General features: G+C 36.8%; 16 protein-coding genes, 4 pseudogenes and 1 other annotated feature. Of the genes and pseudogenes, 11 read left to right on the top strand and 9 right to left on the bottom strand.

The annotated features are described in order from the left end of the window. Nucleotides 1-74 precede the first annotated feature (74 nt). Complete coding sequence (locus FTT87_RS03420) at nt 75-1679, top strand: IS66 family transposase (protein ID WP_180174382.1); 1605 nt, start codon at nt 75-77, stop codon at nt 1677-1679. A gap of 46 nt (nt 1680-1725) precedes the next feature. Beyond that, a complete protein-coding gene (locus FTT87_RS03415; RefSeq protein ID WP_180174381.1) occupies nt 1726-2115 on the top strand; it encodes a hypothetical protein in 390 nt (129 codons plus the stop codon). Nucleotides 2116-2180: 65 nt separating this feature from the next. On the opposite strand, the gene FTT87_RS03410 is transcribed toward FTT87_RS03415, so the two are convergent. Genes FTT87_RS03410 through FTT87_RS03395 form a run of 4 tightly spaced genes read right to left on the bottom strand, consistent with a single transcriptional unit; the run spans nt 2181 to nt 9457 of the window. Beyond that, complete coding sequence (locus tag FTT87_RS03410) at nt 2181-4301, bottom strand: AIPR family protein (protein WP_180174380.1); 2121 nt, start codon at nt 4299-4301, stop codon at nt 2181-2183. Further along, a complete protein-coding gene (locus tag FTT87_RS03405) occupies nt 4298-5284 on the bottom strand; it encodes a PD-(D/E)XK motif protein (RefSeq protein ID WP_180174379.1) in 987 nt (328 codons plus the stop codon). Before FTT87_RS03405 ends, FTT87_RS03410 begins: the two co-directional genes overlap by 4 nt. Further along, nucleotides 5284-7995 carry a Z1 domain-containing protein gene (locus FTT87_RS03400; RefSeq protein WP_180174378.1) on the bottom strand — a complete coding sequence of 904 codons (2712 nt, stop codon included), beginning with the start codon at nt 7993-7995 and terminating at the stop codon, nt 5284-5286. Before FTT87_RS03400 ends, FTT87_RS03405 begins: the two co-directional genes overlap by 1 nt. Then, nucleotides 7988-9457 (bottom strand): ATP-binding protein, encoded by a 1470-nt coding sequence (locus FTT87_RS03395; protein WP_174659122.1) that lies wholly within the window; start codon nt 9455-9457, stop codon nt 7988-7990. The genes FTT87_RS03400 and FTT87_RS03395 overlap by 8 nt, the downstream gene beginning before the upstream one ends. Before the next feature lie 307 nt (nt 9458-9764). Here FTT87_RS03395 and FTT87_RS03390 point away from each other — a divergent pair, with 307 nt between their 5' ends. Then, nucleotides 9765-11300 (top strand): DNA cytosine methyltransferase, encoded by a 1536-nt coding sequence (locus FTT87_RS03390; protein WP_180174377.1) that lies wholly within the window; start codon nt 9765-9767, stop codon nt 11298-11300. A 76-nt stretch (nt 11301-11376) separates the two neighbouring features. Here the strand turns inward: FTT87_RS03390 and FTT87_RS03385 are convergent, their stop codons facing one another. From FTT87_RS03385 to FTT87_RS16160, 4 genes and pseudogenes are all read right to left on the bottom strand, one after another. After that, on the bottom strand, nt 11377-11823 hold the full coding sequence (locus FTT87_RS03385) for a very short patch repair endonuclease (protein ID WP_180174376.1): 447 nt from the start codon (nt 11821-11823) through the stop codon (nt 11377-11379). A 118-nt stretch (nt 11824-11941) separates the two neighbouring features. After that, a complete protein-coding gene (locus tag FTT87_RS03380) occupies nt 11942-13003 on the bottom strand; it encodes an HNH endonuclease (protein WP_180086279.1) in 1062 nt (353 codons plus the stop codon). Further along, nucleotides 12990-13511 (bottom strand): annotated as a pseudogene (locus tag FTT87_RS16210) (GIY-YIG nuclease family protein); the annotation flags it as partial. The pseudogene FTT87_RS16210 and the gene FTT87_RS03380, both read right to left, overlap by 14 nt. 99 nt (nt 13512-13610) lie before the next feature. Continuing rightward, nucleotides 13611-14189, bottom strand: a pseudogene (locus FTT87_RS16160) (class I SAM-dependent methyltransferase); the annotation flags it as partial. 151 nt (nt 14190-14340) lie between these two features. Between FTT87_RS16160 and FTT87_RS03370 the strand changes: the two are divergent. Together FTT87_RS03370 and FTT87_RS03365 are read left to right on the top strand one after the other, a co-directional pair. Next, complete coding sequence (locus FTT87_RS03370; RefSeq protein WP_180174374.1) at nt 14341-14670, top strand: DUF4236 domain-containing protein; 330 nt, start codon at nt 14341-14343, stop codon at nt 14668-14670. A 99-nt stretch (nt 14671-14769) separates the two neighbouring features. Then, nucleotides 14770-15084 (top strand): hypothetical protein, encoded by a 315-nt coding sequence (locus FTT87_RS03365; RefSeq protein WP_016658948.1) that lies wholly within the window; start codon nt 14770-14772, stop codon nt 15082-15084. 69 nt (nt 15085-15153) lie between these two features. Here the strand turns inward: FTT87_RS03365 and FTT87_RS16155 are convergent. After that, a pseudogene (locus FTT87_RS16155) lies at nt 15154-15417 on the bottom strand (hypothetical protein). A 76-nt stretch (nt 15418-15493) separates the two neighbouring features. Here FTT87_RS16155 and FTT87_RS03360 point away from each other — a divergent pair. From FTT87_RS03360 to FTT87_RS03335, 6 genes and pseudogenes are all read left to right on the top strand, one after another. After that, nucleotides 15494-16710, top strand: a pseudogene (locus FTT87_RS03360) (IS3 family transposase); the annotation flags it as partial. Then, nucleotides 15769-15885 (top strand) — a sequence feature (AL1L pseudoknot). Its footprint overlaps the pseudogene before it by 117 nt. A gap of 469 nt (nt 16711-17179) precedes the next feature. Further along, the gene (locus FTT87_RS03355; protein WP_180174373.1) at nt 17180-17851 is read left to right on the top strand and encodes a hypothetical protein; all 672 of its coding nucleotides are present in this window, start codon (nt 17180-17182) and stop codon (nt 17849-17851) included. Beyond that, nucleotides 17851-20178 (top strand): hypothetical protein, encoded by a 2328-nt coding sequence (locus tag FTT87_RS03350; protein ID WP_180174372.1) that lies wholly within the window; start codon nt 17851-17853, stop codon nt 20176-20178. The genes FTT87_RS03355 and FTT87_RS03350 overlap by 1 nt, the downstream gene beginning before the upstream one ends. Further along, on the top strand, nt 20162-23368 hold the full coding sequence (locus FTT87_RS03345) for a tyrosine-type recombinase/integrase (protein ID WP_180174371.1): 3207 nt from the start codon (nt 20162-20164) through the stop codon (nt 23366-23368). Before FTT87_RS03350 ends, FTT87_RS03345 begins: the two co-directional genes overlap by 17 nt. A gap of 530 nt (nt 23369-23898) precedes the next feature. Beyond that, nucleotides 23899-24207 carry a helix-turn-helix transcriptional regulator gene (locus FTT87_RS03340; protein WP_180174385.1) on the top strand — a complete coding sequence of 103 codons (309 nt, stop codon included), beginning with the start codon at nt 23899-23901 and terminating at the stop codon, nt 24205-24207. Then, the gene (locus FTT87_RS03335; protein WP_180174370.1) at nt 24204-25493 is read left to right on the top strand and encodes a type II toxin-antitoxin system HipA family toxin; all 1290 of its coding nucleotides are present in this window, start codon (nt 24204-24206) and stop codon (nt 25491-25493) included. The genes FTT87_RS03340 and FTT87_RS03335 overlap by 4 nt, the downstream gene beginning before the upstream one ends. Nucleotides 25494-25499: the final 6 nt, after the last annotated feature.

The following is a 25499-nucleotide window of genomic DNA, read 5'->3' as shown; positions in this document are numbered from 1 at the left end:
ACCAGGCTGTTCCATTCTGCTATTCTCCAAACGTTCTATTTCATTCTTCTCATGACCTCAGGCATACTGCGGTCATGAATACGCTGCCTGACTTAAGCCAACTGACCCATGAACAACTGCTGGAATTCACCAGGCAGTTGGCGATGCAGCATCAGTCTCTGGCACAATCAAATCAAGAATTAGAAAAATCAAACCAGCAATTGGATGCCAAAGTTCAACATCTTTCTATTCTCACTCAAAAATACGAGCATGAACTGGCGCTGTTTAAACGGCATAAGTTCGCCCAGAAGAATGAACACTTAACGACCAAACAAATCCACCTGTGGGACGAAGCGGTTGAAGAAGATATTGCCGCGGTTGATCTAGAACTGGAACGGCTAAATGCAGATAAAACCGATGCAGCGACACAGAAAGCCAAAACCAATAAACCTAAACGTCGACCACTGCCAGATCATCTACACACCATCCGTATTGAGCATGAACCTGCATCAACCCAATGCAGTTGTGGCTGCCAACTCCGTCGTATCGGCGAAGATGTCAGTGAAAAACTGCATTTCAGACCGGCACAGTTCTATAAGGAACAGCATGTGCGTGGTAAATGGGTCTGTGATCAGTGTGACACCCTGACTCAGCAAGCGATGCCCGCCTATGTGATTGATAAAGGCATTGCTTCACCTGAACTGCTCAGCCATGTTTTGGTATCGAAATATGCCGATCATTTGCCGCTGTACCGTCAGCGCCTGATCTATCAGCGGGCTGGCATTGATCTGTCCAGATCCACTTTATCTGACTGGATTGGTCGCTGCGGTGTAGAACTGGAACCTCTGGCCAATGCCTTAAAAGAGGTGGTACGACAACAGCAGGTGCTGCATGCAGATGAAACACCGGTCACCATCATGCGGATGGGTGAGAATGATAAAAAACCGAAGAAAGGTTATGTCTGGGCCTATGCCACTACACAGTACAATCCAGTTCAGGCGGTGATCTATGACTTTCAGGATAGTCGTTCAGGCCAGCATGCTGCAGAGTTCTTGAAAGGCTGGCAGGGCTATCTAGTCTGTGATGATTACAGTGGTTATAAAGCACGCTTTAAATCAGGCCAGGTCATAGAGGTGGGCTGCATGGCCCATGCACGTCGTAAATTCCATGAACTGCATGTAACCGGGAAAAGTCAGGTCGCTGAACAGGCATTGGTGCTGATTCAGAAACTGTATGCGATAGAAGCAGAACTCAGGAAAAAGACCGATGGTACAGCGGAAGACCGCCGCGAATACCGACAACAGCATAGTCAACCAGTGATGCAACAACTATATGAATGGCTCAACCAACATCATCTGACAGTGCCATCGAGTTCTCCCACTGCCAAGGCCATCAATTACACTCTGAAGCGTTGGCCAGCTTTAAGCCGCTATCTGGATGATGGCAATCTACCTATTTGCAATAATTGGGTCGAGAATCAGATGCGTCCCTGGGCGTTGGGGCGCAAGAACTGGCTGTTTGCTGGCTCGCTGCGCAGCGGCCAACGAGCGGCGAATATCATGACTTTAATCCAGTCAGCAAAGCTGAATGGACTGGATCCGTATGCCTATTTAAGTGATGTGCTGAAAAGGCTGCCGACGCATAAAGTGACCCAAATAGAAGAATTACTGCCACACCGCTGGAAATCCGACCAAAATTAAAAAATAGGCATGGGATTCAGCGGACGCTTACCCTAATAAAAGATCAGTGGGCTTTGTAAGTGATGAACAGCTACAAAACGACTGCAATACAGTAGCTTGTGCAATAGGATGGGCAGCAATACTACCGAGCTGGAAAGAAGCAGGGTTTTATATTGATCAGTTAGAAGTAGAAGCCAAGCATTTAAGCTCTCCATTAAGCCAACCGCATAGCATGAGTATGATTCGCTGGAAGGGTAATCCCAAGATTGATTCTTATGAAGCTATCCAAGAAGGCTTAAATCTTTTCCCTCGTATGGCTGAAGTACTCTTTGACTACAACAATTATGCTGATGAAGAATTTACCGACGCAAAGACTGTAGCCGAGAGGATCAGAGAATTCTGTTCAACTCCTGAAGAGGAACTCCAAAATCTGATTTACTCTTATGATGATAACTGAAAATGAGCTAGTACAAGTGATAGTAACGTTCAAAAGAGAGCCTCAATAATATGAGGCTTTTTAATTTAACAATCATGCAATGACACTTTTTCATGCGACTGAAATTTTTCAAACTCATCCCCGTGTTGTTCAAGTAATCTATCCAATACAAAACATTGCTTTGAGGATAAATCCTTAATCTTTAATCCTGCCGCTTTTAGAATACCTTTTTCCTTAAATCCAACTTGATGTTCTTTTTCTAGATACTGTAGAAACTCTCTCCAGAAATATTTATCTATAGAATTGATTTTATTCTGAATAGATATAGCATCTTCAATTTTCTGTTTATGATTTGCTTCATCAACGATTAATTCAGCCTTGTCTTTATCAATTAACTCTTTGATAAACTCTGAGGTAATAAATGTATCCAGTTTTTCTGACTGGACTATAATAGTACCCCAACAAGCATCTTTCTTGGCCCATTCAGAAATATTATTTGTTGAACGTGCCTGGTTTGGACTGATAAGAATATTATTTATCTCCCTAGTGAGTTCAACTAGAACATTTTCAAAATTAACTGAGAGGCATTGCTCTTTCCATAATTTTAAATAATCAATTTTTTTACTATTTTTCTTTAAAAAATTAGATAGATAAGCAAGGGTATATATAACGATATTGGCTCTATAGCCATTTGTATACCATTCTTGGGCCGACACCAGTTTTTCTGTTTGTCTAAAAATAATAGCTCGCGCTACAATTTTTTTAAAGTAATAGTCGTTTACCTTCCCTTCTGCCTCCATTTTTTTCCAGTTCTTAGAAATATATTCTGAGAATTTTGAAAAGTTTTTTTGCGCACCCATATTTACCCATTTAGGCTCAGGGTTATCCCATATCATCATATATTTCGCTAAATCTGTTTTAGTAAAAAGCTGGGTTTTGGGATACTTTATTTTTAATAAATTACGGTTTCCACTTGCCAACATTTCATTATATTGTCCACGTGAACGCTCATAAAACCATCCTGAATCCCTCACGACCGTTTTTGTTGGTGGTGCCCATAACTTTCTTGATAATTCTTCAATCTTGATATGATAAGGATGATTAGCAGAAAGATCTGAGACATTCACTTTATTTTGAGTATTGGCATATTCAGAAATTTTAGGAATTATTTTCTCACTTTGACTGTCAGAAACTATAGTTAGTTTCATCTGGACAAATATCTTGGAAAGGTCTGCCTTATCCTTTATTTTTGCTTTTGCTAAAGAAGCAGTAGTTTGTCCACCATTTACTATCTGTAAGTCAACTATTCGTGAAATACAGCTTCGTCCTTCCTTATAAATAATTTCTATATCAGATGCTGTAGCAGTAATACCATTATTATAAGAAAAGAAATATTCTGGTTCATGTAAAATAGTATTTCTGATTCCTTTATTCACTCCTCCTTTTGCTTGTAAAAAACTGCGTACATTTTGCTCTAGCAATCTTGCTCCATAATCATTATATAGATCAGCAAGAATATCACCTGGACAAATAACTAGATAAGAAGGTAAAGCTGTATCACCTAAATGAGCATGTAGACAATCTAATGGTGATTGATAATTTTTAACAAAATCAATTTCTAAAGCCTCACGACTTAAGTTTGAAGCTCTTAATTTCTCTAGTCGACTAATATCCCATAGATGGTATTTGATATTAATGCCTTCAAAATCTTCTCTTTTTATCTCTTTAAAAGATGACGAAATTTGGCGTTCACTTAAAAAGAAAAGATTAACTTCCTCTATACTATCTTTATAAACATCAATATATTCAGAAAGCCTATATACCTCTGTTGATGGATCCAGTTTGTCATAGAACTCATTACTATATGATTCTTTAAAAAACTTAAGCAAACGTTTAAACCATAAACTAGCTTCAGTCTGAGTCAACGTTTCTAAATATAAGCGTTGATCATAATCGGTTACAATAAGATTTAATGTTACTGCTTCGGTATTATCATTAGTATCAATATTGAACCCGTGTATGTACGCTCCTTTAGAACCTACATGATTCGTATTTTCACATAACTGGAAATCTGGTAAATCTCCGATTTCTATTAGCTCATGTATATATTCACTAATAAAGGCTTCAATACTGTAAATATTAAATGCTGCTGCTGATACAGCGACATCCTTTTTTAATGTATTAAAAAAATCTTTAGATAAACTCATAATGCATTACCCACATCTGAGAAAAAACTTTCGCTTTTATAACTATCAATTATATTTAGATCTAAATCATAAGTGACATTAAGTATGCCTAATGGAATTAAGCCAGAATGCAACCGTGGAAAGTCCCCCTTGACCTCATAGTTATTAATTGGGCGGATAATATAATTATAATCATCATAAAAACTATCAGGAATATAGTTACATTCTATTAACTTACGCTCAAATATATCGCGCTCATGAAAACAAAGTTTCGCTATGATTCTTTGAGATAAAGTATTTAAATTGAATTTTTCCTTAATATTCTCTGGAGATCTAATTACTGCATATACACTTAAAAGTAAGCGTGAGACTGTACTGTCGAGCTGGCTTAGGGATGAGATACGAATATATCTTTTATCAGTACTACTTACTGACTTGACCTCAATTGCCAGATCCTTATATAGGAAATCATGTTGAAGCCGTTGTGGACCATACCATCCATGAAGGATTTTTTCATAATCATGAGGGAACTGGTCGAGTAACTGGTCAAGTAAATACATTTCCGCCAGCAGACCACGTATCTGCTCTTCAGTTAATTTTCCTTCTCTGCTTGAAGATAAAAAATTTTTCCAGATTTTGAGTTTGGCTAAAATCCCTCCTACAAAATCCTTCTCCTTTTTACAGTGCTTTAGTCCTTGCAGTACAAACCAGATAAACTGATCAAAGTAATCCAATAGTTGATCATTATTGAGCTTCAGTAACAAAATGAATGTACTTTTTCCTGTTTCTAAATGCCTGTAGTCTAGATGAATAGCTCTTAAATCTACTCTATGTTTCAAAAATAGCTTACGTAAATCTTCTGAATGCTGGATAAGCACACAAAAAGCACCTTCATGATCTCTGGCAATATAGAGATCAACACATAAATCTTCTGCTATACGACGTGTTGTAAATGAATTTTCTGCAGATACAGTTAATTCATCCCATTCAAAATTTCTGTTCATTAGGCCACCTCAAACTCTGTATCTGCAGCAAAGAATGAGCTTTCTGAATAAACCCTATTCCCATAAATTTGAACCTGCTTATCAGAATCTCCTGATGGGAAACTTAAGCTTAAGCCTGGTACACCTTTAATATTTTCTTGAGTAAAGTCGATTACTTTACCTATAGATTTATCATCGTTTATAAAATCATGTTCTACCATGTCTACTAAGTAGCAGATTAAAAGTGGTTTCTTACGTTTGTCTATCAAATCTTTAGGCTTAGTCGCTTCACCTATTTTTTCTTTTGAGAGTCCTATTTTCAGATCTGCAACCGAACCTAAACGGCTTTTGTTTAAGACAAAATTATCACAATCACCTTTATAAACCTTTCGTTCTATCGGCTCCATATCTTGGAACTCGATCAACTTTTCCCCATTAAGCTCCTTGGTTCTAAAAACAACATCCATTTGAGGATACTTAAACTGAATCTCAGCCAGATAACGTACACATGCCTCCATAATCTCTTGATTATCTGAGACTTTATTACTTACCCCGAACCCATATTGACTTAGAAAATCAATAACATGCGGGGTATCTACATTTGAGAAAAAACTTCCTGTACGATAACTCTCTGGGTTATATTCACCCTTCAATTTTTTCCAAAAACCTTCTAGTTTCTTATAGTTTTGACAATGAATATCTATTTGATTACCAAAACTAGTTTGTTCTTTTTGTTCACCGCTAAAACTTCGTCTTAAATAACCGCTTTCAGCACTATACATTTTATTTCGAGCTGTAATCATCAATCCTACATCGCTCGCCCGAACATACAAACCAAAATCTCTTGGAGTTTTCTTGAGCTGATTCATTTCAGCAATTTGTCGACGAACATCATCTGCCGCCTGCGTAATATGTTCATACCAAGAGAAAGCTTCATCTGTCATATAAATACGACATAAATCTTCATACTGAGGGCGATAACCGAACCAACGCCCCATTTGAAGTAAAGTGTCATACATTTGGGTACTACGGTAGAAATAGCTTACAGTTAATCCTTCAATAGTTAATCCGCGTGATAAACTGAATCCCCCAATCGCGATGACCATCAGTCCACGCTTTCCATAACTTGAATAATCCAAATTATCTTGTGAGTTACTATTTACAACGCAGGTTTTAAAAACATATTCTTTTTCAGAACCATCAAAAATTGATCCAAGTTGTTCAACAATCTGTTCCCAAGGTATAAGCTTTTCATCCAAGTCTTGTGATTCTGCATAGTGCTTATTAAATACTCTATGAAGTAAAGCTATATTTTCATGCTCTAAAGCTGTAGGCATTGCGGAATAAGCAAGAATTTCATTACTTACCTCGTCAATATAATCCAACACCTTATCTTTAATCTGGTTTTGCACATTTACAAATGTAGAAACGTTAATAAGCATTGAACAATGTTCATAAGCGTCATGTCGGATATTTCGGATACATTTACTTATCAAAAAAGAGGCTATAGCTTCTTTAAGTGACCCAGGTAAGTCTTTTAACACAAAAGTTTTTTTATGTTTTAATGGGATATACTTACCTATTTCCTGTGGATCTAATATTACATGTACATATCGGTAATCAGGTTCAAGAAATATTTTTCTGGCACCAAAATAATTTGTTGGAGCATCTAGATTATAGATAAAGTCTTTTGGAAAAAGATCTTCAGCGCATTCCCCGTAAGAGTCAGGATCAATAAAAATATTTGCAAATGGTGTCGCGGTATATCCAACATAACATGCCTGATTAAAAGACTTTAGAATTGTTCTTAGATAATTATTTGTCTTAGTAGGATCCAAATCCGGAATATTCGTATTAATTGATGCGTTATCAGCCTCATCATCAATCATTAATAAAGGCACATTATTAATTACACCATTGGCTTTTAACCCGTTCATATTAAAGTTTACAAGCCATTCATACAAATTTTTTAAGGTTGTTACATTTTTCTTGATTACCAGAATAACAGGTTTATTAAAGCCTCCAATTTCTGTAGCTATACTAGTCGCAAGTGTTTTATTAAAGTCCTGCTCAACCGTAGTAAACGAAACTGGATGTGGGAATTGTCCATCAAATTCTGCACCAACACCAATTGGAGTTTTTTTACTGTCTTTGGCACTAATACGTCCTATGAAGCCCTCATCAATACGTTGCTGAGTCTGTGATCTGAGATTGTTATGGATGCCTGCAATAACAATAATGAATTTATATCCTGCATCGGCAGCTTTTGTGATTAATGACAGATAGTTGCTTGTCTTTCCTGATTGTACATCACCAATTACCAAGCCTCTTCTCTGAAAAGATTTGTCTTTCTTTTTAGGATCACTTAAAAGGCTCAAAATAGAGTCGTTAACTCGTGAGATCGAATTTACTACTCCTGGAGGCATACCCTTCCCACGTAAATAATTTTCATATGCAGTAGCGTAAATTTTTTCACTACTTTCGATACGCTTAACCCAATCCTTATCATGTTCAGCCTCTTCACTAACGACTGATGTCCCTAAATCCATTCGACAATTTACTTTAGATTCTACATATCGAACTATACCCTCTACATTACCTTCATAATCCAAGAAATCAGCTGTTTTTCTTACAATCTCCTCAATATAAGGAATTTCATAAGACTCCTCATTTTTTTTGGTACATTTAGCTATCGAAAATTGTGCTACATCATATTGTTCTGAATTAAGCATAATATGCTTCCAACCACTCTTCTAAATTATTACTGTATTTTTCAAATAAACCACATGCTAAAGCAGCCTGTTTGAAACTATGCTTTTGCATTTGTTTAGCTTCCATGAAATCTGCAAAAGCAATAAATTTTTCTTGCATCTCCTCCAGATCATAATTCTCATGTAACGAGATCTGCTTAGGATTAGAAGTCATATCTGCATAAATGCTTTGAACTGGTAAACTACTTTCCAGAATTTCTAGTAAAGTATTAAAATTATTTCTCTGTTCTTCTGAAAGTGAATTTTTAAACTTCTGATAAACTGGAAAGTTTCTGTTAATTCTGTAATTTATATATTCCCCCGAAAACCTGTTCCAAGGCACTTCATTGGTTTCTAAAGCTTTATTAACCCTTCGGGATGATAAACGTACGCTAGCTTCCGATATTCTACCAATAACCTGTTTCAGCCTCTCTAAAACTGCGAGTGGTGGTGTAGCTTTGGATTTTTTAATATCAATAGCCCACAGATCATCAATCTTCTTATCAAAGTTAATCTGAACACGTGCATATTTGGTTGCTTCTGATTTTGGAATTAAACGAAACCAGTCACCCCATACCATAAGGCGATGATTTCGATAAACATAAGCACCCTGATTATTTAAAAAATCACTTCTCTTTTTGAAATTTTCATAATCACTTCTATCCATTTTAGAAAAATGAGGAAGGATAAAAGCCTGAATAGTAACAATAGAGTCGTTAATAACTATTTTTTCTTGGGCTTGGTTTTGAGTAAAACTGTTTTGTAAACAAAAAGGATCAAAAGGTTGAAGTTCTATGTTATTTAACAATATGGATATTTTTTTCCCAAATACTTTTCCTTCAAGAAATTTATGAAATACCAACTCAAGATGTTCTCTTAATTTACCAAGCACCCCCGCAACTTGGCGTGGGGAAAAAGTATCTTTGTCACCTGATAAAACCCTATCAAGGTTCTCCCACATGACAATAGTTCCATGTACTTTGATTTTTTCCAGATATTCCTTATCCAAACGGATATCCTTTGGATCCAAAATCTCTAATAACCATTGATCCTTTTCAACAACGTAATCCAAGTCCCATCTGGCAGCAGAAATTTTGCTATTCTTTGAAGAGATTACTGTTAATCGACGTGATTGAGAAAAAGAAGCGGTCTTAAGTCCTAAGCCAAATCTCCCCAAATCCTCATCTGCTCTTGCAGCAACAGGACTTTTTGTAGCGAACCTGAGAGCATCATATAATTCTTCATCATACATCCCGACCCCATTATCAATTATCAAAAAATGTGGGGTGGGATTTTCCAAAAAGATTAATTCGATCTTATCTGCTGAAGCTGCAATACTATTATCAATAATATCTGCGACTGCTGTATCGAGTGTGTACCCTATATCGCGCATAGATTGCAAAATTGAAGCTGCGCTTGGCTGAAGTAATCTGGTATCACTCATTTCTATTATAAAATTTGAAAAGTTTACTATTTATTCAAATATACCAATAATTTAATTTTAAAACATACATTTCATATTTTTATTCAATTAATATTTTTAAATCTTCTTTAATAACCATCTTTTAATAAACCCTGTAGGACCTCATCCACAATAAATCTGCTAAATAGTTAACTTTAAAATTTACCTTCTAACCTAAAGATATTTTAAAATTCATATTTCTAGGCGTTTACTGATTAAAGTTTTTTAAGTCTTGTGCGATTGACAGGACCTGGTATTATGCATGTGTTTTTTAAGTTATCAGGCTACTATGAAAGATAATGATATTTTAGTAATTGATCTATTCTCTGGGCCAGGTGGACTCGGCGAAGGATTCGCCTCTTACATAGATAATAATAAGCATCCTTTTAAAATAGGCATGTCTGTTGAAAAAGATCCACATGCTCATATGACACTAACTACAAGAGCATTTTACAGACTTGCAAAACAAAAGGGCTGTCTAGATGGTTACTATCAATATTTAAATGGCAACCTTACCAGAGCTGAACTTTTTGAATCATATAAAGAAATTTATGAATCAGCTTTTCAGGAAACCTTGAAAGGTCCTTCTGAATTAGGTAAAGATAATGACCACATTCATGCTAAAGTAAAAGAGCTAACAAAAAATCATTACGGACCTAAAATTTTAATCGGAGGTCCCCCTTGCCAAGCCTATAGTTTAGCTGGACGTTCTAGAAATGCCGGCAATAAAAAATATGTTCCTGAAGAAGATCACCGCCACTTCCTTTATAAAGAATATTTAAAGGTTTTATCGATAGCAAAACCTGATGTGTTTGTTATGGAAAATGTGAGAGGGATTCTTACTGCCAAAGTTGAGAATCAACTCATATTTCCTCAAATTCTTAATGACCTGCAAAATCCTTCAAAGATTACGGGATCAGAAGATTGCCCTTCATATCGAATATATTCTCTTGTGGAAAAAGCTGATGATGCAGATAGCTCTACTCCAGACAAGCTGAACTACCTGATTAAATCCGAAGAGTTCGGGATTCCTCAAGCTCGACACCGAGTTATTCTGCTTGGCGTAAGAAAGGATATTCAACAGGCCCCTGATATCTTGGATAAAAATATTTATCCTAAAGTTTCAGTTAAAGAGGTTATTGGTGATTTACCAAAACTACGAAGCGGGTTATCAAAAAAAGATGATTCTTATTATTCCTGGCAGCAAGTTGTATCAAGTAATGCCGAAACATTAAGCGCATTAAATAATATTGGTGTTGATGTTAATAAAACTTATCTCCAACCATATAAAGATTTAAAAAGAAAAGAAACTGTTCATAAATATAAATCATCAAACCAGTTGCCAGATCATTTGAAGAAATGGATTCTTGATCCTGAACTGAATCTAGTTCTCAATCATGAGACAAGAGGACATATGGAGTCAGATCTGCTCAGATACAGTTTTTGTGCATTATATGGTGAACAGAGAGGGTTCTCACCTAAAGCTGAAAATTTCCCGACTAAGCTTGCTCCACAACACCAGAACTGGAATTCTGGGTCTTATAATGACCGTTTTCGCGTGCAGCTTGCTCATAAGGAAGCGACTACAATAACAAGCCATATTTCAAAAGATGGTCATTATTTCATTCATTATGATCCAAAGCAGTGTAGAAGTCTCACTGTAAGGGAAGCGGCAAGATTACAAACCTTCCCTGACAACTATATATTTGAAGGAAACCGTACTAATCAGTATACGCAGGTCGGAAATGCTGTACCTCCATTTCTTGCTCGACAGATCAGTAAAATTGTTTTCTCATTGTTAAAAAAACATTATAGCGATTTATAAAAATTAAATTCCGATGTTCACTCATGAATGACTGAACATCGGAATTGTTGCATGGTTAATAGTCCTAAAAGCGAATTTAAACAATTTCAATAAAAGAACTCTCCCCACGTAACCATTCAGTAATAAGATTAATTACTTTATCTGGATCTTTAGTTGCACCTCTAATACTACATTCCCAGACAACACCTACCCTCCAGTTATTTTCTAACAATAAATTTATTGATTTACTGTCATTAGCTTGGTTGCGTGTTATTTTTTCCTGCCAGAATTCAGTTCTGGTAGCGGGTAATTTAAAAAGACGGCACCCCTTATGACCATGCCAAAAACATCCATTTACAAAAATCACAGCCTTATATTTAGGCAGAACAATATCTGGTTTACCTGGTAGATTCTTTACATGAAGACGAAAGCGGAATCCTTTTTTATGTAGTAATTTACGGATTAGTATCTCAGGTTTCGTATTCCGCCCTTTGATACCCGCCATCATACGACTTCGGGTAGAAACATCGACAATATCTACCATACTTTTCACCCTACTATTTTGCTTCGCACTTTCTACCGATTGATTTAATAATTTAAGTACGTTTCTTTATTAAAGTGAATCCTACCGGGTTTGTCGGAGACTTTTTATTTAAGTTAGGCTATAAATTACTGTGGTATATCTGTTTATCTTTACCACCCAACCAAACTAAGTATTCATTTTCGATCGCCTGCTTATATGCCCAGTCAGCAACGCGATGTGAACGCTGCAGATCTGTTAAGAAGCCAAGTTGAGAAATCTCGCGTGTAATAGATTGATCATGTAGATAGTTCCGCTCCTGCCATTCTTGCAGAAATAGTTCCGATGCCAAATAATTACTTTTCTGTGAGTTACATTTATCATCTGCCAGAACAAAGTTATGTCCGGTATCGGCAGGATATAAAGACCATGGAATAAAATGATCCACTGCATATTTGGAGTTTTTTAGGCTTTTACCGCAATAAAAACACTGGCATTCTTGCAAATCAATCAGAAAGTCTGCGACCTGTCCTAGTTGGTTACGACTCGGTGCAAACATGAATTCATCTAGGTCAGGTAACCCATCTAATACAACCAGGTTCTGCTTATTCAGCCGGACAAAATCAATCCAGCGCTTCTGGCAAAGCTCTTCAATAATTTCACTAAACTGTCTCAAACAATACATCACTTTGGGTAAAAGCTTGAGGGACTGTTTGGAGTCTTCAAGGCAATAGAGAAATTCTACCGTTTGACCATTCAGATTCTGCAAATATACCACCGGCATTTGCTTTACCGTTGTCGCCACTGTTCGCTTCAGCCTGTTCCAGTAAAGTACATCCTTTCTCAACGCGGCCAAAGTCTTGAATTGTTGCTGTGCATTCTGAATTTCACTGATGATCTTTGCCTGCTTACCAGTGCTTTGATGAATAGTAAAAGGCTCATACTGGTTAAACTGAAACGGCAGTGACTGTTTCCAGTACAGGTCAATAAACTTTTCAGCAATATCCTGATATTCCAAATGCAAGGCAGCACCGGTATCTTGACCCTGTTCAATCGCAAGTCGTGTAATGCTGATCAGCAAAGCAAACTTATATGTCGAAGTAAAAGTCCCTGACTGCAATATCTGCTGAATATGCTTCAAGAATTTCAGCTGCTCGTTGGGTGTAGGTTTATTATTTTCTATAAAGTGATCATCCTGCCACATGTTGAAGCTTCACCTGTCTTTGTAATCCTGCTTCCGTAGCGATTTCCATCATTTTCGCATTTTGAATGGCTTTTTTACGCATAGCTGAAAGGGTTTCTTTAAACTCGTGCTGATTACCTTTCAAATTGAGTGGCAGTATCGTTTGTTCAAAAACCTTTTCCTCAACATTCCAAGGTTCTTCACAAATTATCCAGGACACATACGCATTATCTTCAAGCCATGCATCCAGCCATTGCTCACCTGAATGCGTGAAAGTCATGCGATTACCTGACCCTACTCTTCTAAGCGGATACCCACTCATCTCAGCCAGAAGTATGCCCAATGTTCGTCTTAGTGTTGAACCTTCTGCGTTACCTGTAAAGTGTGTTTTAAGCCGTATTCTCAAGTTTGATTTACTATTTGGTTTAGTCTTTTTGTCAGGCGATATGCCAACATACAACAAAGTGTATTCTTGATACGTTATACAGTTTTTTGTTGGGATTCCCGGTGGATTTGTTTTGAACCACCAAAAATAAATCCCGTGTTCTGCAGGAATCAAAGAGGGCTCTTTCATTAACTCGGCACGACTGTATAAACGCTGCGGGTAATAATCAAAAGCATGTGATTGCTTTTTCCATATTACGTTGATCCACTCTTCCGTACGGTCTGGACGTTTATCTACAGTAATCCATTGCTGTAACAGTAAAGCCTGATCTATTTGTTTGAGTAAATCGTAAGCTTGCTGCTCATTCAAGTCAGTAAAGCTGCGCCCTTCTTTCTCACGGTCTGTATCGCCATATTTAAAAGACATATAACACACACCATTTGGCTTTAATGCTTTAAATATGCGCGCCAGCACTTCAGTCAGGCGATCTCTTTCACAGTGTAAAAGAGAAGCACAGGCCCAAATCCCATCATACTTAGCTACTTCATTCAGCTCATAAAAACTTTGCTGACGTACCTCGATGCCTGTCAGCTCTCTCGCCTTTTCAACCAGCTCGGCAGAATAATCAATTGCCTCAACTTGATAGCCTTTTTTCTTAAATGCCAGAGTGTCACGCCCAGAGCCACAGCCCAAATCCAGGATCAATGCCTGTTCCGGCAAATATCTTAGAAATGGTGCGTAAAGACTTTCCATCTCAACCTGATAGGTATTTTCAAAAAATGCTTGAGCATGTTGATTGTAATAATTTGATGTTTGATTCATTGTCTAAAAGCCAATATCTTATGTTAAAGAACATACTGATATTTCACTAGCTAAGTCAAATGATCAGTCCTATGAATGAATCAAACTCTTATTTCACTTTATCCGGACAACTCTGATAGAAACCAAACTGGTTCTTGTAAATGGAAAAAATATGAGCTTCAGATTTCGCAAGAGTATTAAAATATTACCTGGATTAAAAATCAATCTGACGCATAAAGGCATCAGCAGTGCAAGCATTGGCAAACCCGGTGCTTCTTTAAATATTGGTAAAAAAGGCACCCGAACCAGCGTTGGTATTCCTGGCACAGGCCTATCCTATTCCAAGCACCAACCCTATAAAAACAGAGCTGGTAACCCAAAAAATCCTACTCAGGAACAACGACCGCTCTATACATCAGATACCGAGCAACCCAAATCGAATGTCTGGATTTGGGTAATTTTTGGATTATTTTGTTTTATTGTCGGGGCAATTATTTTTTGAATTTAGCCATTCTTTGTACCCCATAATATCCACTGCTAGGCAAAATTTAATTCATTCATTACTATGGACGGATGTTAAATACAATAAAGGCTGCCGCTGATGTCTGATAATGACAGTACTATGGATTATGATGAAAATGATTTAATCGATTCTCCCTTGTCTCAAATTTTAAAAGAGGATAATGAGCAAATTGAAGTTCTAATTTATCGATTACCCGATAGTGACTGGACACTGGAAGTGGTAAACCAAAATGGTACTTCTACGGTATGGGATGAAACATTCCCGTCAGATCAGGAAGCTCTATCTGTTGCTTTAGATGGAATTAAAGCTGCAGGCGGTATTCAAGCCTTTTCAGAACTCAGTGACCTTGAAGCAAAGAACAATATTTTTCCTGAATCACTTACTCGCCATTAAAAATGAAGCTGCTAGCGTGGATATGAATCAGTATTTTCTGGATTCTTAGAACCTATCGTGATGATAGGTTCACTTCAAGCCTACCCCCTCTAGGGTCGAAGGGTCAAAATTTTCCTCAAACATAAACTCATCTGCTCGCTCTTTTTTCAATATTGCAAAGGCATAAAAGAAACATTTTTCACATAACTGCAATTCATATCATTCCCCGTCATGCTTAGAACCATAGCCCCAATGTGCCGATAAAGTTCCAAACTCCAGTTTCGTTGATTGGTTGCATACATCACATACAACATCTGTAACGACTTCTACCTGTTTCAGTTGTTTAATTTCCATCTTAAGAGCTTATAAATTTTAAAATATGAACCGTACCGGGTTTGTCGGAGACCAACTTTCTTGAGAGAATGTTCCAATGACAAAACCAAAATATACCCCTGAAATCAGAGAAAGAGCGGTTCAATTATTGATTGAATCCGAAAAAGATTATCCTTCTACTTGGGCTGCAATCACAGCAATTGCTCCTAAGATAGGTTGTACTCCTGAAACACTACGTGTTTGGTATCAAAAATATTTAGATAAACAAAATCCAGTTAAAGTACAGCAGCTTTCAGACCAAGAACGTATCAAACAACTGGAACGCGAAAATAAAGAACTGCAACGTGCTAACGAAATTCTACGTAAAGCAGCCGCTTTTTTCGCCCAGGCGGAGCTCGACCGCCCACACAAATAATGGTGGATTTTATCCATAATAATAAAGAGCTGTACGGAGTCGAGGCGATTTGTAAGATTTTACCAATCGCGGCTTCTACCTATTATCGAACACTAGATCTCACAGTAAATCCAGAACATCGAGCGAAACGAGATTTACATGATGAGCATCATGCTGAACAAATTAAACGAATTTGGAAGGAAAGTTCAGGTCGATATGGTGTACGTAAAGTTTGGCAACAATTGAAACGTGAAGGCTATATTATTGCGCGCTGTACAGTTGCTCGATTGATGCAAAAGCTAGGTATACAAGGTGTTTGGCGTGGGAAGAATAAACAAACCACCCGCAGCCGAGATGATCAAAAACGAGCAGATGATTTAGTGAAACGGAATTTTAGTGCTGATCGACCTGACCAATTATGGGTCAGTGACTTTACGTATATTCAAACCAATTATGGCTGGGTCTACACCGCCTTTATTATTGATGTGTTCTCGCGAGCAATTGTTGGATGGAAAGTATCAACACGGATGAATACAGATATGGTACTTGATGCACTGGAGCAAGCATTGCATGATCGAGGTATGCCAAAGAATGTAATTCATCATTCCGACAGAGGTGTGCAATATCTTTCCATTCGTTATACCAATCGTTTAGAAGCAGCAAATTTACGAGCGTCAGTCGGCACGACTGGTGATTCGTATGATAATGCTTTGGCTGAAACGGTAAATGGTTTATACAAAACAGAGGTGATTGAATATTTAAAAGCAGATTGGCAAGGTTTAGCAGATGTACAACTTGCGACACTAAACTGGGTAGATTGGTTCAATAAAAAGCGTGTACACAGTGCACTGGGTTATGTATCGCCTTTTGATTTTGAAGCAATGTACTATGATAAGATTAAACCGTTAGGTCAAGTGGCCTACTTAAATAAAAAGTCTCCGACAAACCCGGTACGGTTCACTATGGACTACCACCACTCTCCGAACCACAATAGTAGACATCACCTCCCTTATATTTAAATTTACTACAATCGAATAAAAGACAGTTCTACAAATAAAGGACTAACTAAAAAGCTTTTGAAAATTTTTTTTTGGGCATTTAGAGGAAAAAACAATCCACTATACTGCCAAGGATCATAGGTATATCTAGAGTTTTATAACCATTCCCCTCCTTTTGATATAGAGATCAATTATCCCACATGTACAAAAGAAACATTTTTTGATATATTATTTTCAATTAAATCAAACACTTGAAATAATTACTTCTTACAAGTAGTATTGAATTACTTTCAAGAAACTTGAGATCCTAAAAATGAAAAAAATTTAGCGCACACAAAATAAGAATTTTCACTTGGTTATTTTTTAATAATTTCTGAGGACTCTCATTTATATGGGAACAACTTTTGAGTTCAATCAAGAATTTGGTGCAGCCAAAGAAGTATGCTGCAAAAATTTAAATAAACTTCATCTGAGTGTTCATCCTAATTTTTATGGAATTCACTTTTGCTATCAAGAAGTTCTCAAATCCATAAAAGCTGATTTATCTATATTTGTCTCTCACCCAGAACTTCGTGTATGGAGAGATCCAAATATTACCGGCTATACAGTGGCAAATAATTTTCACCTGTATCTATATTGGTCAAATACCATTCCTCAAAATATCAAGCTGCTGGTACATTCTTTCCCTCAAGATGTTGAAAAAATTGACCTGTTAAAACAACAAACAAGTTCAGAATTCCTCAAATTTCTGTCCTCTTTTCATCATGATTTGAAAAAAATGAATCCTGAAAGATTACAAACACTGATTAATAGTTCTCTTTCCCCCAAAGCAATGCTCGATTTAAACAAAGAAAATTCTTTCAAGCCCCACTGTTCTATGAGCTTAGATCTGCTTGCCCAACTGCTGTCATGCACACGAAATCAACTGAATCATCGCAATAATATTATCAAGCAGCAAAGACGAAATGTATTGAATCAACTGGAACAAACCAGCGGAATTGTTCAACAGCTTTTAAACAACGCCGACTTCGTTCTCTCACCTGATCAGTTATGGAAATCATGATGTCTGAATATAATCAAATAAATCAAAGTACGGCTGAAACTCAACAGACATTATTACAAAAGACGTTAGAAAAACTCTTTGGGGATGAGCAACTTAACCGTGCCGAACATATTCAATATGTTGCTGACTTACTTACTTCACAACCAACTGATCAATATCTTGAAGGCCTGAAGATCGATCTCACAGATTTTAAGCTACAACCTAAACATGTTGTGACTAAACCAGCCGCCCTAACCCCTTCGCGACAGCATACAATTAACGAAAATCCTGTCACTTGGTATGTGAACTCAATTGCACAATTAGCGAAGTCAGAAGAAAATGCTTTAATCTGGAATATCCTGGTCTTGAAAGCAGCAACCTATCTGATAGCCCTTCCAGACATAAAACCGGAACTTTTTAAAGAAAACAACACCGAACATTTCACTACTGTAAAACGTTTATTTCAACGCTTTCGTATAGCGAATCGGGTTCTAAACACCAACAAAGAATATCAAAACACACGCGAATACAAGCTGCTTTGGAAACAGCATCTTCAAAACCCTAACCTTTCTTTAGAAGAGTTTGTTCAATATCTTAATGAGTTAACTAATAAAGATAACGATAAAGAGGAATCCGAAGATTTTGTACAAAACCTGCTGCAAATTATTCGTATCGCCTTTACTTATGTTTTAAAAAATAAAGCGAAAATTGCAAGAGCAAATAGTGACACTACACTGCAATATAATTTTTTAGATGAAGAGCAGCTGATTGAAGAAACTACAGAGATTAAAAACGGTCAAAAGTCTATAGCTCTTAATATAGAGAAACAGTTAGATGACCAGGATACGCGTCAAATACACATAGACCCGACTGTTGTTACACCGCTAGCTAAGTATTCAGAATCTAGTCAAAGCTATGTCCTACCTTTAATTGCAAAACATATTCACCGAAAAGAGCATTTACTGCCATTCAGCAGCCTTTTTCCAAATACCACAAGTGTTAGTGCAGTACTTAATAAACTGTACGAAAATTATCATGCAAAAATTGATGGGAATCCCAATGAAATATTAAAAAGATTTCAGAAAAAAAAGGCTGCTCTGATTCTGATGCTGTCCTTTTTAACGGGTAATAAAATTGATGAATGGTTAAAGTTACAAAATAAACGTGCTAAGAATTTAAATTCTCGTCAGAGAGTAATTCTGAAGAAAGGGCAATATTTTCTGAGAAGTAAATTTTCAATTTTTGAGAATAAGGATTTTGCTTATCCAGGTTCCTTACTCAACCAAACTGTCTATCTGGACATCCCGATACCTAATAAATTTATTCATGACCTGCAAAATACTGATCCTGTCAATGACGACGATGTTCGACAGTTTTTAAAACAGCTAAGAATAGAACTTCATATTCCCAAATTGTCATTGATCAAAATTAGTTCCCTTTTACATCAAACAATTCTGCAACGAACTGGAAATAAACAGCTTGCTGACCTACTTACCGGAATTGATGCCAATAAATCTTCTTCTATTTCTTATTGTCATCAAAATACTGAGACTTTACAGACCGAGTATGTCTCGATTTTAAAAGAGCTATGTGAGTCATTATCCAATGACTACCAGAACATCGAACATGCTGCAGAAAAAAACTTTGGTAGCCGCAAAGCTCCCACACCGGATATGGTTAAAAAAATCTTTGCCCTACTCAAAGCTAAAATTTTTGTGCAAAAGGAAAATGATTTAATTGCTGTTTTTAACCACTATAACATCTGGATGTGGCACTTTTTATTGCTGTTTACTGCTGCGCGACCGGTCGCTGAGTTTCCAGGTTTTTTAAAAAGTTTTAACTTGAAAAGACAAATATGCATGGTTTCTGATAAAGAAATTGGTGGGCGTCAAGGTTATGGACGTTTAATTCCACTAAGTAATTTTGTAGTGCAGGAGGTGAAAAAATTCATACAGTTTATAGATTATTTTAAACGTCAAATTTGCTCTACTCATCCCGAGTTTCAGGACAGTATTCAAGAGATTATGAAGAATAAACTCCCACTCTTAAATATTTTTAAGCAGGGAGAATGCCAAACTTTGAGTCCATCAATTGTGAATAATTTTCATCCTGAGTTAGGCCTGGAATATGAGAACTGGCATCGACATACAACCCGAGCTTTTCTCACCAATAAAATTAGCGAACCTGAAATTTTAGCATTATTCGGTCATGAACCAATACAGCAAGAAGCTGCTCATCCCTATTCGAGCTTAGCCCTTTCTCAATATTTAAGTATCGCTCCTATTCTTGGGCAGATGAAAGATCATTTTGAAATCACTGGTATTGAACTCCATGTCCTCATCCAATAAGCAAAATAAAAAGTTTCACGCTGAAGAACGCCGAAAAAGAAATCGTCTTGATCAGGAGAAAATGCTGCGAGCCGATGTAGAAAATGAGTTAAGCCAATATTTTCATGAACAAGAATTTGAAAAAAAAGAGGATCTAGAACCATTCTACCCGGCAATTTATGAGTTTATTAAGCGCAAAGCTCAAAGCCTAAACTGGAAAAAATACGCCCATGAATTTTTCCGGGCCTATACTAAGAAAATCAATTTAAATCGTTCTGAGCCTTTACCCCTGCCTAGTCTGACATTTGAAATGCAGCGTGATCAGCCGGTTTTCACAATGGACTGGATCGAGAAGGGGCATCAGATTGATGAAATTATTGATAAGCTTTGGGACTATTGGATTCTAGCGAAAGATAGTCAGGCATTTTCTGATGATGAGATCATTGGGAATATTCTTGTATCTGCCATGCTTTACTCAGGCTTGAATCAAAGGGCGTCTTTAGAAGCTTTACTTGAGCATTTAAAAAATCCGGAAAAAATTAGAAATATCAAAGATATCAACATCATATTTTTGGAACCACTCTCTCCATCTTATGGAGATCTATTTATTGATGAAAAAACCATACGAAAATCACGTAATTTTATTCCAGATCAAATTACCCGTTTATGGTTAATCCACTTCAACACCAGAAATATTCGTAACGTAAATCAAAATATTGATGATTACTTGGAGCTTATTTTTAATAAACTTCAGTTACCATTATCAGTTCTCTTCAAAAATTTTAAAGTATTATTACGTGACCATACTAGTTTTAACTGGATGCAACTCCCGAACGTTGCCATTGATCCGGCACTCTCACAATGTCTGCTTGAAAACACTGCAACATGTGGATTATCAGAGACTGAATTTGAACGATTTCTTCAACCAAAATTCAAATATCAGCAGGATCCTATTAATGATGTCGATATAGAAAAATCGCCTTCTATCCTGAATCAGTCCTACTCTGATGATACTCAACAGGCCTTAGACAATGTCATCAAAATTCATAAAGATCTTTTAAAGCTTATTCGTACTGTACAAACCGATAAAGGTATTGATCTATTAATTATCGAATATTGTATTGAAAATGCCGAAAAATTTAATGAATATAGCAAACGTATGGTTTTATGGCTCATTAGTCTTTATAAACCTGCTCCGGAAAAAATCCAGCCTATCGCTGAAATTTTTAAATTTTGCGTGATTCAATTTCAAAAGACATTTCAGGAAAATCAACGTTTAGCTGCTAGCTCGATCTACACCTACTACACCCGGATTGCTGAACCTTGGTTGACTCATTCATTACAATATCTCGATGCCGAAGATGAACTGAATACGACTCTGAATAAAATCTACGAACAAATCATTACGAATACTCGACTTGCAGCTGAAGCAAATCAACCTGATTTCAAAAAATCAAAAGGCCAAACGATCAGGATGTTGAAACGCTTCCATGTATTCCAACAAAAAGTCTTCAACACAGAGTCATTTGACTTAGAATTCATCGCTACTCAAAACAGACCTAGAGCCCGCATCATAGGCCCTTTAACTTATAAGGCTTTCATGCACAAGTTGGATGCACTATTCACAAATACCAATATCAAAGAAAATCATTATAAGACATTAAAAATTATATATATTTTAGCTTACCGAACTGGTATGCGTATTAATGAAATTCTCGGATTACGCGTCCGCGATATAGAAGGTTTGATCAATCTATCAGTCTGGATTCAACCTTATGGTTCTAAAAAGCAAGGGAATCTACATGAACTCAAAACAGATAGTGCTGAACGTATAGTACCTGTATATTGTTTGTTAAAAGCTGATGAATATCAACTATTCCACAGCTATGTGGTCGAGCAACGTCTACTCAAACAAAAAAACTTATACTTGTTTCGCAATTGGAATGAGAACACAAAACTTAATAGGCATACGGTGACTACGCCTTTTAAAATGATTCTGAATGAGCTTTTTAATTATCATGATTATTCTTTCCACTCGTTCCGACACACTGCAGCAAATCACCTATCAGTTCTTCTCAACTCTGATTACACTCCACTTGTAAAAAATCTGACGGATTACACCGAAGAAGAATATCAATCTATTCGAGCAGAGATACTCCGCAATTCACATGGTCAACATCATTGGTTTATTATTGCCCATTTACTGGGTCATATTGATCCTACCGAAACATTTAAAAGTTATATCCATTTAAGTTATCTGATGGCTGGATACAAAATACTGCAATATCACCCAGACATGAATAATCAGTTAGCCAAGAAAATAATGGGATATCAACCTTCTTTCAAATTTTTAAATACAGCGAAAGATTCGGATCAATTTAATTTCGAAAAGCATGCTGATCATTTATGTCAGCGTTTACTCAACAATCAAACTGGCTGGTTAAACAGCAATGCAGAAGATATTCTAAATGAGATTGCTTTATTTAACTCTGAATCCCATGACTATTTTAAATACTTTGCTGGAACAAAAGAATCTAAAGTCTCATTTGCATTGTTTTACAAGTGTCTTAATTTACTAGAGATTCATCGTGACCCACAGCGTGTATCACTAGAAATGAGTTTACCCATCGAACTCGTTAACCATTGGTATGAAAATGCCAAAGAATTAAGCAATCTTAAGTCTCAAAAAAACAACCCCCGATTATTTGATCTTAACAACATAAATCATCAGTCAGCTCCCCTCAAACCTGCCATGATCGACACCGCAGAAGAACAAACAGCAATGATCCATTTTTTTGAGAAGATTCAAAATTCATTTAAAAAGAATCCAGATCAAATTAAAGCAGTGCTTGAAATATTCTTAAGTCGTGTCACCGCTTCTCATACAGGTATTCACTATCGATGGGGAAAAATCGATCAATTGGAATCATTTTATTCCATGATAAAAGACTTGTTTCCACGTCAATTTTGGCATTTGCTTGGACAAGATGATTTAGTAGAATTTCTAGATACTAAGAAACATCCTTTATTACGAAAACTTGCTAAATCAAAAACAAAAAAGCATCCAACGACACAGGAAGATTATGTTCGTCTACAGCTTTACTCAATAAAAGATGGTAGAGCACTTGCAGCGTTTAAATTTTGTCTGCATCTAGCCTGTGTTGGCCGACCACAAACTCTCGAACTTAATCCACAAAAATGGGAGCCTTAAGCTCTCATTTTTTAATGTTAGGCATTGAAACCTATGTGTTTTTCTATAAGAATCTCGACATCAATACGGAGCTTTTCTCCGATTAATTCAACATACTTTGGACTACCACCACTCTCCTAGACAAATTTCGTCTATCTAACTAAAAGTCGTCTACAAAATCGGTGGCTATTCAACTTGGACTGCTCCCAGTATCCTAGACATGAAACAGCCTCATTTTGAAGCTACCTCAAATGCTTCTGGGCTCATCCCATCGAGCTTGATACGCCCTTCATACTCCATAAAACCTGATTAGTTCATCCCCCATTGTTTGGGCTTCTTCCTGAGAAGGATAGCAACAACAGCACCTATAATTTTGTGACCAAGATGTGACCGCGCGCCCACGACAATAAAAATGGTCTCAATGGACCTTAAATGCTCTCAATCCACGACCACTTTATCACTATCTTAGGAGCTTTTTGATAAATTGCTTTTTTAAAAAAAAGAAATTAATATATTTCCTATAACACCTAAAAGCAATAAATATGTCTACAATGAGTGAATCTTTACTTCAGCAAATCAAAAAAAGACGAACCCTATTGGGTTTAAAGCAAATTGATATGCAATCACGTACAGGCATTTCAAGACAGCAGTACCAAAAACTGGAAAGTCAGGGGAATCCTCGATTAGAGACCTTAGAAATTATCGCAGCAGGATTAAATGCTCAACTGATGCTCATCCCTGATGATAAGGTTCATTTGATCAGACAATTATTGAATGATGAAATTAAAGTCACTATTGAAGATGAGGATGACTTAATGACAAACCCATGGAAGGGTCTTCTCGGAGAAGAGGAACCATGAATACTGTTGCCGTCCTGAAATTAACATTACATCACGCTGTCGTTGGATACTTGGCAGGATTTCAGAGCGGAAAAAATATTCTGGTTTTTACAGATTCTTTCCGCTTTGATCAGCAACGTCCGACCTTGAGCCTGCTAACTTCCCCCTTGTATCCTCAAGCGGATAAAATTTTAGAAAAGACCTATGTTACACATCAGCGCTTACACCCCTTGCTATCAAACTTGCTACCAGAAGGGGCATTACGTGAACTGATTGCACAAAGCCTCAAAGTACATATAGACAATGAATTTCAGTTATTGGCAGATTTAGGTCATGATTTACCTGGAGCACTCATTGCGACTCCATTAGATCCAGAAGAAATTCCAGATGAAATAAAATTCAAACTGCAGATCTCGAATCCAGATCAAATTTTAAAGCAAGAGATTCGAACAGATAATAAGTTTTCCTTGGCCGGCGTCCAAATGAAGTTTTCCATGAAAGCCAAAGATGGGCGTTTTACACTAGCACAGGCAACGGAAACGACTCTACTCGGGGACTGGATTATCAAAACTCCTTCTTCCAGACATGCTTTTGTTCCGCTAAATGAATATTCTATGATGACCCTTGCCAAAACGGTCGGAATAGATGTCCCTGAGATTCGCTTGGTGGATATGGCCCTTTTACAAGACCTTCCACCATTAAATTTACCCCAAGAGCAATATGCTTTCGCAATCAAAAGATTTGATAGACAGAGTACTGCTGATACTACAGAGCTTATTCACATCGAAGATTTTGCTCAGATCTTCGGCGCATATCCACATCAGAAATACAGCACCACAAATTATGAGCAGATAGGAAAGATCATTTATCAATTTTCAGATAACAAAATTTTTGATATTCAGCAATTTGCTAGCCGCTTACTTGTCAACATTTTGCTCGCCAATGGAGATGCACACTTAAAAAACTGGAGTATGATTTATCAGGACAAAAGAACACCAAGATTATCTCCCGCATACGATATATTGATGACTAGTGTATATGTTGAAAATGAACGTCATTTCGCATTGAATCTTACCAAAAATAAAGATTGGTATTTAGCTGAGATGAAACACTTTGAACAATGGGCTGAAAAAGTCGGTGTTCCATGGCGTGTTATTGAAAAACAACTTCACGCGATCATGGACAAAGCACGGTCAGTATGGCCAGTGCTATTACTAGACTTACCTATGATTTCTGTTCATAAAGAAAAATTAAGAGAACATTGGAAAAAATTGCATCCAGACTTTCAGATACTTACAGATGATTAGGGTAAT

The sequence above is a fragment of the Acinetobacter sp. YH01022 genome, from assembly GCF_013420235.1.
In the GTDB taxonomy this organism is placed as follows: domain Bacteria; phylum Pseudomonadota; class Gammaproteobacteria; order Pseudomonadales; family Moraxellaceae; genus Acinetobacter.
The sequence above is the reverse complement of the archived record's forward strand: the minus strand, read 5'-3'. Positions and strand labels throughout refer to the sequence as shown.

Excerpts from the sequence above, each read along its gene's own strand:
- FTT87_RS03385 (WP_180174376.1), bottom strand. The coding sequence starts at position 11,823 with ATGGTAGATATTGTCGATGTTTCTACCCGAAGTCGTATGATGGCGGGT.
- FTT87_RS03335 (WP_180174370.1), top strand. The coding sequence starts at position 24,204 with ATGAATACTGTTGCCGTCCTGAAATTAACATTACATCACGCTGTCGTT.
- FTT87_RS03390 (WP_180174377.1), top strand. The coding sequence starts at position 9,765 with ATGAAAGATAATGATATTTTAGTAATTGATCTATTCTCTGGGCCAGGT.
- FTT87_RS03400 (WP_180174378.1), bottom strand. The coding sequence starts at position 7,995 with ATGCTTAATTCAGAACAATATGATGTAGCACAATTTTCGATAGCTAAA.
- FTT87_RS03340 (WP_180174385.1), top strand. The coding sequence starts at position 23,899 with ATGAGTGAATCTTTACTTCAGCAAATCAAAAAAAGACGAACCCTATTG.
- FTT87_RS03405 (WP_180174379.1), bottom strand. The coding sequence starts at position 5,284 with ATGAACAGAAATTTTGAATGGGATGAATTAACTGTATCTGCAGAAAAT.
- FTT87_RS03365 (WP_016658948.1), top strand. The coding sequence starts at position 14,770 with ATGTCTGATAATGACAGTACTATGGATTATGATGAAAATGATTTAATC.
- FTT87_RS03355 (WP_180174373.1), top strand. The coding sequence starts at position 17,180 with ATGGGAACAACTTTTGAGTTCAATCAAGAATTTGGTGCAGCCAAAGAA.
- FTT87_RS03345 (WP_180174371.1), top strand. The coding sequence starts at position 20,162 with ATGTCCTCATCCAATAAGCAAAATAAAAAGTTTCACGCTGAAGAACGC.
- FTT87_RS03380 (WP_180086279.1), bottom strand. The coding sequence starts at position 13,003 with ATGTGGCAGGATGATCACTTTATAGAAAATAATAAACCTACACCCAAC.
- FTT87_RS03350 (WP_180174372.1), top strand. The coding sequence starts at position 17,851 with ATGTCTGAATATAATCAAATAAATCAAAGTACGGCTGAAACTCAACAG.
- FTT87_RS03420 (WP_180174382.1), top strand. The coding sequence starts at position 75 with ATGAATACGCTGCCTGACTTAAGCCAACTGACCCATGAACAACTGCTG.
- FTT87_RS03410 (WP_180174380.1), bottom strand. The coding sequence starts at position 4,301 with ATGAGTTTATCTAAAGATTTTTTTAATACATTAAAAAAGGATGTCGCT.
- FTT87_RS03395 (WP_174659122.1), bottom strand. The coding sequence starts at position 9,457 with ATGAGTGATACCAGATTACTTCAGCCAAGCGCAGCTTCAATTTTGCAA.
- FTT87_RS03370 (WP_180174374.1), top strand. The coding sequence starts at position 14,341 with ATGAGCTTCAGATTTCGCAAGAGTATTAAAATATTACCTGGATTAAAA.